General features: G+C 52.9%; 13 protein-coding genes. All 13 read right to left on the reverse strand.

Annotation, left to right across the window (positions count from 1 at the left end; all coding sequences use genetic code 11):
- Positions 1-69: 69 nt before the first annotated feature.
- The 13 genes from cpsB to wzb all read right to left on the reverse strand — a co-directional run bounded on the left by cpsB (position 70) and on the right by wzb (position 13061).
- Positions 70-1506 (reverse strand): mannose-1-phosphate guanyltransferase, encoded by a 1437-nt coding sequence (cpsB, locus tag OGX97_RS20720; protein ID WP_008785192.1) that lies wholly within the window; start codon positions 1504-1506, stop codon positions 70-72.
- Positions 1506-2732: a colanic acid biosynthesis fucosyltransferase WcaI gene (gene wcaI / locus OGX97_RS20725; protein WP_218659127.1), complete on the reverse strand. Its 1227-nt coding sequence runs from the start codon at positions 2730-2732 to the stop codon at positions 1506-1508. Before wcaI ends, cpsB begins: the two co-directional genes overlap by 1 nt.
- Positions 2729-3208 carry a GDP-mannose mannosyl hydrolase gene (locus OGX97_RS20730; protein ID WP_008785194.1) on the reverse strand — a complete coding sequence of 160 codons (480 nt, stop codon included), beginning with the start codon at positions 3206-3208 and terminating at the stop codon, positions 2729-2731. Before OGX97_RS20730 ends, wcaI begins: the two co-directional genes overlap by 4 nt.
- Before the next feature lie 2 nt (positions 3209-3210).
- Entirely contained in the window at positions 3211-4176 is a 966-nt protein-coding gene (gene fcl / locus OGX97_RS20735) for a GDP-L-fucose synthase (RefSeq protein WP_008785195.1), read from the reverse strand.
- Positions 4177-4178: 2 nt separating this feature from the next.
- The gene (gene gmd / locus OGX97_RS20740; protein WP_003036748.1) at positions 4179-5300 is read right to left on the reverse strand and encodes a GDP-mannose 4,6-dehydratase; all 1122 of its coding nucleotides are present in this window, start codon (positions 5298-5300) and stop codon (positions 4179-4181) included.
- A 24-nt stretch (positions 5301-5324) separates the two neighbouring features.
- Positions 5325-5879, reverse strand: coding sequence for a colanic acid biosynthesis acetyltransferase WcaF (gene wcaF, locus OGX97_RS20745; protein ID WP_218659125.1), 555 nt, complete (start codon positions 5877-5879; stop codon positions 5325-5327).
- Positions 5880-5888: 9 nt separating this feature from the next.
- On the reverse strand, positions 5889-6635 hold the full coding sequence (gene wcaE, locus OGX97_RS20750; protein ID WP_218659124.1) for a colanic acid biosynthesis glycosyltransferase WcaE: 747 nt from the start codon (positions 6633-6635) through the stop codon (positions 5889-5891).
- A 5-nt stretch (positions 6636-6640) separates the two neighbouring features.
- The gene (gene wcaD / locus OGX97_RS20755; RefSeq protein WP_020996654.1) at positions 6641-7858 is read right to left on the reverse strand and encodes a colanic acid polymerase WcaD; all 1218 of its coding nucleotides are present in this window, start codon (positions 7856-7858) and stop codon (positions 6641-6643) included.
- Entirely contained in the window at positions 7833-9050 is a 1218-nt protein-coding gene (gene wcaC / locus OGX97_RS20760; protein ID WP_235127195.1) for a colanic acid biosynthesis glycosyltransferase WcaC, read from the reverse strand. The genes wcaD and wcaC overlap by 26 nt, the downstream gene beginning before the upstream one ends.
- On the reverse strand, positions 9047-9535 hold the full coding sequence (wcaB, locus tag OGX97_RS20765) for a colanic acid biosynthesis acetyltransferase WcaB (RefSeq protein ID WP_032943932.1): 489 nt from the start codon (positions 9533-9535) through the stop codon (positions 9047-9049). Before wcaB ends, wcaC begins: the two co-directional genes overlap by 4 nt.
- 2 nt (positions 9536-9537) lie before the next feature.
- Entirely contained in the window at positions 9538-10380 is an 843-nt protein-coding gene (wcaA, locus tag OGX97_RS20770) for a colanic acid biosynthesis glycosyltransferase WcaA (RefSeq protein ID WP_000206145.1), read from the reverse strand.
- 72 nt (positions 10381-10452) lie between these two features.
- Positions 10453-12615, reverse strand: a complete 2163-nt coding sequence (gene wzc / locus OGX97_RS20775; protein WP_279850757.1) for a tyrosine-protein kinase Wzc — start codon at positions 12613-12615, stop codon at positions 10453-10455.
- The gene (gene wzb / locus OGX97_RS20780) at positions 12612-13061 is read right to left on the reverse strand and encodes a low molecular weight protein-tyrosine-phosphatase Wzb (protein ID WP_032949610.1); all 450 of its coding nucleotides are present in this window, start codon (positions 13059-13061) and stop codon (positions 12612-12614) included. The genes wzc and wzb overlap by 4 nt, the downstream gene beginning before the upstream one ends.
- Between the last annotated feature and the right edge of the window lie 3 nt (positions 13062-13064).

The raw sequence follows: 13064 nt of genomic DNA on the forward strand, positions 1-13064 counted from the left end.
CATTTCCCGGCGAGCTTCGCTTATCGGGCCTACGGTGTTGTAGGCTGGATAAGCGCAGCGCATCCGGCATCAGGTACGCCCGTATCTGTCCGCAAAACGCACCACATCATCCTCATCGAGATAAGATCCGGAGCGCACTTCAATCAGATCGAGCGGGATTTTCCCCGGGTTCTCCAGACAATGGGTCGCCCCCAGCGGAATATAGACAGACTCGTTTTCAGCGAGCAGTTTGATGTCGTCATTGATTGTCACCTTCGCGGTACCAGCCACCACAACCCAGTGTTCAGCCCGGTGATGATGCATCTGCACGGACAATCCCTCACCGGGTTTAACGGTAATCCGCTTCACCTGGTAACGGTCTCCGGCATCAATAGAGTCGTACTTGCCCCATGGACGGTAAACTTCACGGTGAATATGGTGCTCATGACGTCCGTCAGCTTTAATTTGCTCCACCACTTTTTTGACGTCCTGCACCGCGTTGCGATCGGCGATCAGCACCGCATCTTTGGTCTGCACCACCACCAGATCCTTCACCCCGACGGTCGTCACCAGGCCAGATTCGGCATACACGTAGCTGTTTTCCGTTTTATGGCTAATGACGTCACCATGATGCACATTACCTTCAGCAGTATGGGCGCTGATTTCCCACAATGATGACCAGGAGCCAACATCGCTCCAGCCTGCGTTCATGGGCATCACCACCGCATCGGCCGTACGCTCCATTACCGCATAGTCCACAGACTCTTCCGGGCAGGCGAGAAACGCCTGTTCATCAACGCGGATAAAATCGAGATCGGGGTCAACCGTACTCATGGCGTTTTCGCAGGCCTCAAGAATGTCGGGGCGATATTTTTTCAGTTCTTCCAGATAGCGCCCGGCCCGGAACAGAAACATGCCGCTGTTCCAGTAGTAGTCGCCGCTCGCAACGTAAGCCTGCGCGGTTTCCAGATTGGGCTTTTCAACAAACTGCGCCACCTCAAAAGCCACGGCGTCGGTATTGGTCGGCGAAACCTCGCCGCGACGTATATAGCCGTAGCCGGTCTCCGGCTGGTCCGGCACGATACCAAACGTCACCAGCTTACCCGCGCTGGCATACGGCATTGCATTGCGAACCGCCTCTCGAAATGCCTCTTCATCGGCAATCATGTGATCGGCCGCCAATACCAACAGCAGCGGATCTTCCCCCGGACTTTGACGTTTTGCCGCCAGGGCGGCCAGCGCTATCGCCGGTGCAGTATTGCGCCCGGCGGGTTCGAGAATAATATTCTCAGTCAGCTTGTGCAGTTGTCGTAGCTGTTCCGCTACGATGAAACGGTGTTGTTCATTACAGATAACCACCGGGCTTTCGCACTCCACGCCGTTCAGACGACAGATCGTTGTCTGCAGCATGGTGAGATCGCCTTTCAGGCACAGAAACTGCTTTGGATATAGTACGCGGGACAGAGGCCATAAACGGCTACCCGAGCCACCGGCCATCACCACCGGAAAGAGTTTGTTTTGACTCATCATGTACCCCGAATATCTGCAATAAATTGGCTCAGCACGTTTTCTTTATCCAACGTGCGTTCGGCATACTCACGTGCCACCGTGTTAATCTTTGGCATGGTTAACGCCTGTTGAATCCCGCCAACCAGCGCACTCACTGATTCAGGCTCGACACACACCGCGATGCCTGGGTGAGCGTCACACAGCTGACCCAACTCGGTCTCAGGTTCGGCGGTAATCACAGCGTTACCGCCAACGGCGAGGATATTGGTCAGTTTGGAGGGCAATACGGCATCCGCCGCACCGCGCTTTTGTACAACCAGATGACAGTCCGCCATCTTGAGCAGCGCAGGCAGCGCATCATAAGATTGCAGCGGAAAGAACATCACATTGTTCAGGCCGCGTTCGCCAGACATACTCTCCAGCCGTGCTTTACCTCCGCCCTGCCCGACAATCACAAACAGCCAGGGCTGTTCGCTCAACAGGGCCGCTGCGTCGATCACACTCTCCAGCCCTTGCTTTTCACCGATATTGCCTGAGTAGAGAATGATTTTTTTATCATCAGGCAAGCCCAGTTGCTGGCGCAACGCCAGAGCATCGGCATCGTTCACGTCACGAAAACGTGCTACTTCTGACCAGTTCGGAAAGAAAATGACCTTCTGTGCATCAACGCCCTTCTCCTGCGCTTTATTCATCATTGAGCGAGAAATGGTCGAAATATGGTCCATATTCAACAGCCCACTGCGCTCAAAGGCGCTGGCCAGTTTTGCCACCGCGCCACGCTTGCCTTTGCCCGCCATGCCAAGCCCCAGCATGGCATCGACTTCGTAATCCTGAATATGCAGCAGCGTGCGCGCCCCGGACAGCTTCGCCAGCAGGCGCATGCCCGGCGTACAAAACAGCGTCGGCACTACCCCAATGATGCGATCCGGCTTCCAGCGACGCTGCGCCAGCAGCGGGAAGAAACTGCTCAGGGCGAAACTGCCTAGATGCAGCAAGCGCTTGAGCGTAGAAGGCTGCTCAGGCACATACAGCGGACAACGCCAGACGATGGCATCGCCCTCTTCACGACGATAGCGCCAGGATGAATAGCGACCGTTGACCTTCCACTGCGGATAATAAGGCGGCGCAGTGATCACCCGTACGTCATGCCCCTGTTGCGCCATCCACTCCACCATTTCACCGGTGTATTTACCGATACCGGTCAACTCCGGCGAATAGTTGATGCCATACACAAGGATCTTCATAGCCCGGGTACTCCGGCCTGACTCTTCTCACAGAAGTAAGCCCGGCTGTTGTCGTGCACGTGGTCACTGGCCAGGATCTCTTCAATTGCCAGCCAGCGGTACGCGCCATGTTGAACGTCAGGCAGTTGCAGGTCGTTTTCCGACACCCGCAGACGAAATCCCAGCACGATGTAATGCGTTGAGAAATCTTCCCCGGAAAAGTTGTCGTCATAGAAGTGCTGCCAGACCCCGTAAAACTCTGCAGCGGACAGCGGTAAACGTAACCCCAGCTCAGCGTCAGTCAGCCGCTCAAAGGCCGCGCGCAGCGGTTCATCTTTTTGCACCCGACCGCCGGGCACGAACCAGTACCCCTGCGCCGGACGATTGAGGCGCTTGCCAAGCAGAAATTCGCCGTGGGCGTTTTCCACGATCAAATCGATGGAAATCAGCGGAGTTGAACGTACAACGGTGGCAAAATCCTCATGACGTAAAAACATGCTTACCCCCGGTAACGCTGCTGGTTTTCAAGGAACCACTGATATGTACTGGCAAGCCCCGCTTCCAGAGATATCTCGTGATACCAGCCCAACTGATGCAGACGCGTAACGTCAAGCAATTTGCGCGGCGTGCCGTCCGGTTTGCTGGCGTCAAACACCACGCGCCCCTTGTAACCCACAACCTGTGCGATGGTCTGGGCCAGTTCACGAATGGTGCAGTCCACACCGGTGCCCACGTTGATATGCGACAGCATTGGTTGGGTATATTCCTGCAACACTTCCTGAGCCAGCTCCATCACGTGGATACTGGCCGCCGCCATATCGTCGACATGCAGAAATTCACGCATTGGCGTCCCGCTTCCCCACACCACCACATCCGGCGTATTTTGCTCGCGAGCCTCATGAAAGCGGCGCAGCAGCGCCGGGATCACATGCGAATTACTCGGATGAAAGTTGTCATGCGGTCCGTACAGATTGGTCGGCATCACCGAGCGATAATCACGGCCATACTGTCGGTTATACGATTCGCACAGCTTGATACCGGCAATTTTGGCAATCGCATACGGCTCATTGGTCGGTTCAAGTGCCCCCTGCAACAGTTCACTTTCGGCGATTGGCTGGGTGGCTTGCTTGGGATAAATACAGGATGACCCGAGGAACAACAGTTTATTCACGTTATGCAGATGCGCCGCATGAATAATGTTGCTCTCAATCATCATATTTTCATAAATAAAATCAGCAGGATAAGTATTGTTCGCCACAATCCCTCCCACTTTTGCCGCCGCCAGATAAACCTGGTCAATACTTTCAGCGGCAAAGAACGCCTGCACCGCACCGGCGTCCAGCAGATTAAGCTGGTCGCGAGTACGCAGCACCAGTTCTACGTTATCTCGCTGCGCCAGTTGTCTGACGATGGCGGCCCCCACCATCCCGCGATGGCCCGCCACAAAAATACGTTGTGTCTTCATCCTCAGTACTCCAGCGCGATGGCGACCTCGTAACCGTGCGACTTGAGCAGGGAATGTTTCTTCGCCGCATCAAGATCGTTGGCAACCATTTCCGAGATCATCTGGCGCAGTGTGATTTCCGGTTTCCAGCCCAGTTTTTCATGTGCTTTGGCCGGGTCGCCCAGCAGCGTTTCCACCTCAGCCGGACGGAAGTAGCGCGGGTCAACGGCAATCATGACATCCCCGGGTTTCACCCCCGGCGCATCGTGTCCGGTCACAGAAACCACGATGCCTTTCTCATTCACGCCCTCGCCTTCAAAGCGCAATTTAATCCCCAACTGAGCGGCCGCCATTTCCACGAACTGGCGCACGGAATACTGCACGCCGGTGGCAATCACGAAATCTTCCGGCTTATCCTGCTGCAGCATCATCCACTGCATCCTGACGTAATCTTTGGCATGCCCCCAGTCGCGCAGTGAATCCATGTTGCCCAGGTACAGGCAAGACTCCAGCCCCTGAGCGATGTTGGCGATCGCCCGGGTAATTTTGCGAGTGACAAAGGTTTCGCCGCGGCGCGGAGATTCGTGGTTGAACAGAATGCCGTTACAGGCATACATCCCGTAAGACTCGCGGTAGTTGACGGTGATCCAGTAGGCGTACAGCTTGGCAACGGCATACGGTGAACGCGGATAGAACGGCGTGCTCTCTTTCTGCGGGATTTCCTGTACCAGACCGTACAACTCAGAGGTGGACGCCTGATAAAAACGGGTCTTTTTCTCCAGACCAAGGAAGCGGATCGCCTCCAGCAAACGCAAGGTGCCGATCGCATCAACGTCTGCGGTGTATTCCGGTGAATCAAACGACACCGCGACATGGCTCATGGCACCCAGGTTATAGACTTCATCCGGTTGGACTTCTTGTAAAATACGGGTCAGGTTGGAGGAGTCGGTCAAATCGCCATAGTGCAGATGAAATTTGGGATTGCCTGAATGCGGATCCTGGTAGATGTGGTCCACACGTTCGGTGTTGAATGATGAAGCGCGACGCTTAATACCGTGTACTTCGTACCCTTTTTCCAGCAGGAGTTCTGCCAGGTAAGAACCATCCTGCCCGGTTACGCCAGTAATGAGAGCGACTTTTGACATGTTATAACCTCTTCAGTGATCCCCTCAGGGAGTAACTTTCTCGACGCGTTCGCGCGTGACTACTGCGGGATTTCCCCGACAAACAACATTTGCTGGCAGCGATTTAAATACGCTGCTTCGTGCTCCAACGACGGTGCCATCGCCAATCGTCACGCCAGGCGCGACAAAGACATCTGTCGCCAGCCAGCATTTAGCGCCAACCACAATCGGCGTGGCGTTAATATCAAAATGTTGACTGGCATAATCATGACTCCCGGTGCATAAATAACTTTTTTGCGAAATAACCGCATGGGCGCCAATCGTAATATCACCTAACGTATATAAAACCGCGTCGTCACCCACCCAGGCATAATCTCCCAGGGTTAATTTCCACGGATAAGTAATTTTTACTGAAGGCCGAATGACTACGTTTTTTCCTATATTTGCGCCAAACATTCGTAATAAAAATGCACGCCAGCGATACATGACCTGTGGAGACCAGCGAAATAATGTTGCTTGCACCGCCCACCATAATTGCACTTTAATAGCACCACCGCCGCGAAAACCTCCAGGCACTTTAAATCCGCTTAAGTCCTGCATAATATGCCCTTACGTTTTCCCATATAAGGTTTTTGTTTTACCGGTTGTGCGCAGACGTAAATATTCTGACAAACCGGTCCAAAAACCTGGCATGTGTAATATCTGGCGCTGTACTTTTTTGGCATCCCGACACAATTCCAGATTATTCGTCGTTGACACTCCGCCCATAGAAAACTCCGATACCAACCCGCTAAGCTTTTTAAAAGCGTAACCGGACTTGTATAATTGGGCTGCCAACGCGTAATCAGACGATATTTTATATTGCAAATCATAATGCCAGACATTCAGTCCTGAGAGCGGAAAGAATATCGCTTGATGACTGGCGGGCAGGCTGTGATAAATATACCAACCCGGTTTTGCCCGGCGCTTAATTTTGTTGCCATTGCCGAAATCCAGCAACGCATCGCCAATGACCATGGTTTGGTCGCTCTGCATTTTTAGCTGGCGGATAAAATGTGCCGCGTCCGCATGCAAAATATCCCCGGAGTTGAGGAACAGTGCAAACCGCCCGCGCGCCATCGCGATGCCTTTGTTCATCGCATCATAGATGCCGTTATCCGGCTCGCTGACAAACCGTAACCGGTATTCCCCACTGAGCCCTTCAAGAAACGCCGACGTACCATCCGAGGAGCCGCCATCAACAACAATCCACTCAAAACTGATATCACCCGCTTGCGCCAGATGTGCCAGCGATGCGTGAGTTTTGACGATCCCTTCCAGATTGCGAAAGGCGACGGTAATGATACTGAGCAGCATGTGAGTTACCTCGCGATATTCAGCGCCTTGCGCAATATAAACGGACACACAATTAAAAATGCGTATTCCGGACTAAATACTGAACCTGTAAAAAACAGTGACAACGGTGTAAAAAGATAAAGCTGCACCCGATAATTCTGATTATCGCCAAACGCATTGATCATCATTTTCATGACCTTCCCCATGTACCACAGGGCTAATATTACCGCGAACCATGAAAAATAAATAATCAGCAGATACAAACCATTGTCTATTGTTTTACCGACATCTGCACCGTTAAAAATTCCGAATGACGCAACGTATTCATAAAGTGAGCCAAATCTCACTACGCCATCAACGTTCAGTAACGAATAACCGACCATCACTAATGGCCCTACGATACGATAATACGATGACGAACCTTCAGTTCCTAAATCACCAAGCCGCGTTGCGATGTACGGAAAAGCAAATATCACCCCAACTAAAAACACGCTTAATGAGATTATCGCCAGCGGCAGCTTCTTTTTTATCGCATCCTTATTCAGGTACTGGAACGCCCACTCCAGGAGATAAAACAAAATAAACGTCATTACCCCTGAAAACGATCCTGATAATATTATCCCTGCCAGAATCATAGCATCGGACTTAGGTGTTTTGATACCAAACTGTTTGATGCTGAGCCAAATTGAGATTAACGCCAGAGCGAAGAATGCCGGTTCGAAATAGAGCGCAGTGGTACGTTTCCCACCAAACTTAATAAAGTTCAGAACATAGCTGTTACTGTAAATAAGATATTTCGAAATAACTTCCATTAAACTGCTGCCGCCGCTGAGAATTATCTGTGCCATTTCAACCGCAGCTAACCCCACCACCAGTCCCACCACCAGCCAGAAAAAACGCAAAATCTTAATGTAGTTATGCGGTGAAATGGTTTTGAAGCGAATACTCCACACCATGCCAATAATCACCACGGTATAAACAAACAGCATCGCTGACGTTACGTACTTACTGGCATCCAGTGATTGACCGAACAGGTAGTTAAACGCCGTCAGCCCGCCCCCTACCCCCAGCGCGATCATTAATTTTTTGATATTGATGCGCTCGACAAACAGCAACAGCAGAACGGGTAAGAAGGTGACGATAGTTATCGGGAAGCTCTCGCCAAGCTGGGCGAGTTTGACGTTAACCAGCAGATAAAGCAGCGGTAGCACCAGATAGCTACAGATTCTGATAGAACGAGACATATTCCTCCAGCATCTGTTGCCCACTGTATGCCACCCGACTGCGTTGACTGAACGCGGTAAGGGACGTGTCAAATACCGCCTGCGCAATGTCTGATTTTTTCAGCTGCACCAGCTGCAATACGTCCGCTTCGCTGAACGTTTTACCGCCTGATTTAGCCAGCACTTCCTGCGCGGCATCGCTGTGCGTGGCAATTACCGGTACGCCGATGGAAAGCGCTTCACACAAAATCAGCGGGTAGTTATCGACACGGGAGCTGAACACCAGTCCATCCATCTGGTTAAGCGCACTCATCAACGTGCGCTTATCGCTCTCAAAACCGTGGTTGATGACGTTATCTCCCGCAAATGGCGAAAATTTGCCGAAGGTATGCAGCTCAATTTTGTCCCCAAGCGCGCTAATCGCTCGCACCAGTTGTTGACTGGTTTTGCCGTCATAGCGCAGGTCATGAGCCACCACGGCAATTTTCGGCCGACCGCTCTCCGCAGGCATCGCGGGTAGTTCGGCAAGAATGGCTTCGGTTGCCACATCAATGCCATTATTGATAACGCGGCAGCGTCCCACGCCATACAGGCTGTTGAATGCGTCGGCCACATGTTGACTGGGCGAGATAAACTGGCAGCCCAGCGCCAGCATGGCACGGAACATCTGCCGCTTACCGGGCAACTGCTGATGGGCTTTATCGACTTTTACCGGCGGATAGTTGCTGAGCGTTGGGCATTTCTGACAGCCCGTTCTCCAGCCTTCGCAGCCATCGGTAAAGGCACAGCGCCCGGTCACGCTCCAGTGATCGTGCAGGGTCCAGACGAAGGTGATATCCGGTTTATGCGCCTTCACTTTTTGGCAAAAGGTCACCACCTCTTCCAGGTTCAACCAGTAGCTGTGCAACACATGAAAATGCAGTACCAGCGGGCCGCAGGTGCGGGTAACCGTGCGATATAGCTTGTCGAGATTGCCGAACATGTCGCGATTTGCAAAACGAAACAGCGCAATGTTAGCCGCCGACGTCAGGCGCGGCGTATATTTGATAACCTGCGGGTAATTCGCATGACTGGCGCTTTTTTTACCGCCTTTGCCATAGCCATAGACAAACCGCGACGACAGCCCTTTTTCCAGCGACCTCAGATGCAAATCTAACGCCACGCCTGCCGCCCCACCTTCTGCGAGTCGCACATTAAACTGTAATATCTTCATTTTATTACCTTCACCCGTGCCTTCTCGCCCACGACCAGCGTATTGTCCGGGACGCTATCCACCACAACGCTCCCGGCGCCAATCGTCACGTTATCGCCAATAGCAACGTCGCCGAGCAGAGTGACATTGGCCCCCAACTCAACGCCGTTACCGATGACCGGACAGGATGGATCGTTGGCACCAAGATTGCCGATGGTGACGCCGTGGCGTAGGGTAAAATCATCCCCCGCCACCACGTGTTTATTGATAACCACCCCATAGCCATGATGGATGGTGAAACGACGACCGATTGATGCAGCAGCCTGAATTTCATAGCCAAACAGGCATTCGGTGATAAGGCGGTACATCACCAGCACCGGGGCAGCCCACAGGTTGTTTATGATGTTTTTTTTACGCCAGACGGAGCAAAAATGGGCAATCCGATAGGCCGCCACCATGCAGCAGGGGCGCAGACTCCAGCCGTTCGCGCGTAAATCTTCCAGCATACTTAGCGTCCTCGCAGTCCGTCGGCCAGACGCTTACTGTTGCGAACAGAAAGCAGCGTCAGCAGCGTGCGCCAGTTCATCCGTTTGTTGCGGATCTGATAGAGGGTAAACAGCTGATATTTCTTGCTGGCCCGGTCAAATTTGCCTTTGTGCTTGCGGTAAAACTGAAAGTAGCCGGAGAATTTATTCGGCGATGAGGTAATACGCATCTCGCCGTGATTCACATGCAGGATCTGCGTCGCCTCTTTGACCTTCCACGGTTTGCCATACGCCACCACCATGCGCAGGAAGATGTCGTAATCCTGCGCCGCTTTCAGCGTGGTATCGAACAGGCATGCTTTAAACCGCCATGCCCAGGTAAATACCTGATTACCAATGATGTTGCGCTTATAAAACCTGCGGCGTGAATAAACGGACTTCGGATAGAGCGGCAGACTGGTCGGCTGCGAATACACTTCGCCCTCACAGACATAGTCATTGGCATACAGAAACGCCCGTGTGACCAGTTGATGCCGATACTGCAGGAACACGCTCAGGCGGTTCGGCGTCCATTCATCATCATCATCAATCCCCGTAATGTATTGCCCGTTGGCCTGCATAATGGCCTGATTACGCACCGCGCAGGCCCCGGAGTTGGTGGAATTATGCGTATACGACACACGCGGATCGTTGAGTTCCTCAACAAACTGCTGCAACTGCTCATATGATGAAGAGCAATCATCCACAATGATCATCTCCCAGTGAGGGTAGTCCTGGCGCAACACCGATTTAATCGCCCGAATGGCCAGCTGCTGGCGGTTCCAGGTTGGCATATAAATTGAAATTAGCGGGTTTTCTGTCGTCATTTTCGTTTCCGGATAGATACGCTTTTGTAGGCCGGATAAGGCGTTTTCGCCGCATCCGGCAGGGTTGGTGATTTATTTCGCATCCGACGTATATTCGTATTCGTAGTAGCCGTAATCCTGATACCCGCTGGCACGGCGGAAGATCGAGTTGAGGATCACCCCTTTCACCTGAATGCCGTTTTGCTCGAAGCGACTCAGGCTGGTTTCCACCTCTTTCAGCGTGTTGACCGCATAACGCGCCACCATCAGCGTGGTGCCGACATGACGGCCAACAATCGCCGCGTCGGTCACCGCCAGAATTGGTGGGGTGTCAATCAGCACCAGGTCATAGTGCGAGCTGGCCCAGGCAATCAGTTCGCCGAAACGCTCGCTCATCAACAGCTCGGAAGGATTGGGAGGGACTTGACCGCGAGGGATCAGATCAAAATGCGGAATCGATGTCGGTTTGGCGCTGGATGAGATATCCCCCTTGCCGATGAGGATCTCAGACAGGCCGTTGACGTTATTGGTCCCCAGCAGTTCGTGGGTATAGCCTTTGCGCATATCGCAGTCGATCAACAGCACGCGTTTGTTGGTCTGGCTGATGACTGCCGCCAGGTTGGCGCAGACAAACGTTTTACCAATCGACGGGCTGACGCCGGTCAGCATCAATACGTTGTTACGCGCCTGCATCATGGCAAAGTGCAGGCTGGTACGCAGGCTACGGACCGCTTCTATGGCGAGATCCGTTGGATTACCCACGGCCAACAGCTGGCTTTGCTTGTAGCGTTTCACACCTTTAATGATCTGAACGTTATCACGTGCTTTTTGCCATTCAGACAACGGAATACTGGCATACACGCTGATACCATGCTCTTCCAGCGCCTGCGGGCTTTCAATACCGCGATTAAACAGAGAACGCAGCAGTACGCCCACCACGGAAAGCATCAAACCGAGAATGATACTGCCGAGAATAATCAGCGCCGTTTTCGGCTTCAGCACGCCTGGCTGGGCAATCGCGGGATCGACAATGCGCACATCGCCAACCGTACTGGCCTCGGTAATCTTCAGTTCCTGTTGCTTGTTCAGCAACTGCATATAGACCTGCTGACCGGACTCCACATCACGCGTCAGACGAACAATTTCCTGCTGCGTTTTCGGCATCGCCGTTACGCGCCCGTTCAGCTTACTTTTCTCATCTTCCAGCGCCTGGCGTTTTTCCAGCAGCGTGCGGTACGCCGGATGCGCTTTGGTGAACAGCTTGGAAATCTCCGCTTCTTTGAAGGTCAGTTCATTCAGCTGCGCATCGATATTCACCATCGAATCCAGCACCGCTTTGGCTTCCAGCGGCAAATCCACGGAGTCTTTATCCTGACGAAAGGCGTTCAGCTTGTTTTCAGCAACGTCCAGCCGATTACGCACCTCAGGCAGTTGCTTTGCCAGAAACGCCAGACTTTTGGCGGCCTCTTCAGATTTACGTTCCACGTTTTGTTGCAGATAGTTGCGGGTAATACTGTCGAGGATCTGGCGGATTTGCTCGCGGTCTTCGCCGGTAAAGGTCAGGCTCAATACGCCGGTGTCTTTGCCCGTTTCCGTCACCATCAGGTTATTTTGCAGGGTGTTTATCATGCCCAGCGTGGAGAATTTGCTGACGGTAAATTGGCTCTCCGGGCTGGCATGAATCGCCTCAACCAGCATCGTCACGCCATCGTGTTCCAACACCTTGCCGACTTGCCCCCGGGCGCTAAAACCCCCGTCACTCACCAGTTGATAGCTTGTGTCATTCAGCACATTGAGCGTGAAGGTCTGTTCATTCATTGCCTTTGGCAGCGTGAAGGTGGTCACATTAACCGTTTCGTTCTGGCGGCCCATCAGCCGGTCCCAGCCCGCGCCAAAAATAGGGAATGTATCTTTGGTAACGGCGATATCGAGGTTAAGATCGTCTACCGTTTTCCCTAATACCAGACGCGACTGGATGAGCTGAATTTCCGCTTCCGAGGCCGGCGGTTTGTTCGACAACGCTGAGCCAATATCCTGCACCAGTGAATTTCCGGTATTTTGCTCAATTTGCACCAGCGCGTCCGCACTGTAGATGGGTGTGGCGAACAGCGTGTAGACCGCGGCACACAATGCAAAGCCCGCGGTAATGCCAAGAACCCACCAGCGGGCTTCCACTACCGTTGCGACCAGACGACCAATATCGATTTCATCATTGCCCGTTACCGGCGCAGCAGACTGTTTAACTTTTTCTGTCATTGTTTTCCCTGCTCTGCGTTCAGTGCCTGAGCCCATTGGCGGGCAGACCGTTCAAGTAATGCGTACACCGCGTCAAACGCATCACGGCTTTTACGATACGGATCGGGAATTTCGCGCTCGCTGTCCCAGTGCCCAAAAAGCATCACTTTGCCGCGCATCTCCGGCACCATTTCACACAGGGCAGAGATATGGCGCTTCTCCATGGTCAGGATCAGGTCATACTCCCGGCACATTCGTCCCGAGATCTGCCGGGCACAATGATTATCCAGTGACAGGTTGTGCGCCTGTGCCACGCTAATAGCACACGGATCCGCGCCTTTCCCCACCAGCGCCCCAAGACCGGCTGAAGAGACCGTTAACGCCGGATGAAATTGCCTTAATAAGCGCTCTGCCGTCGGGGAACGACAAATGTTCCCCACACAGACAACTAAGATTTTGTTAAACATGAT

Source organism: Citrobacter sp. Cpo061 (genome assembly GCF_030332845.1).
GTDB lineage: Bacteria > Pseudomonadota > Gammaproteobacteria > Enterobacterales > Enterobacteriaceae > Citrobacter > Citrobacter portucalensis.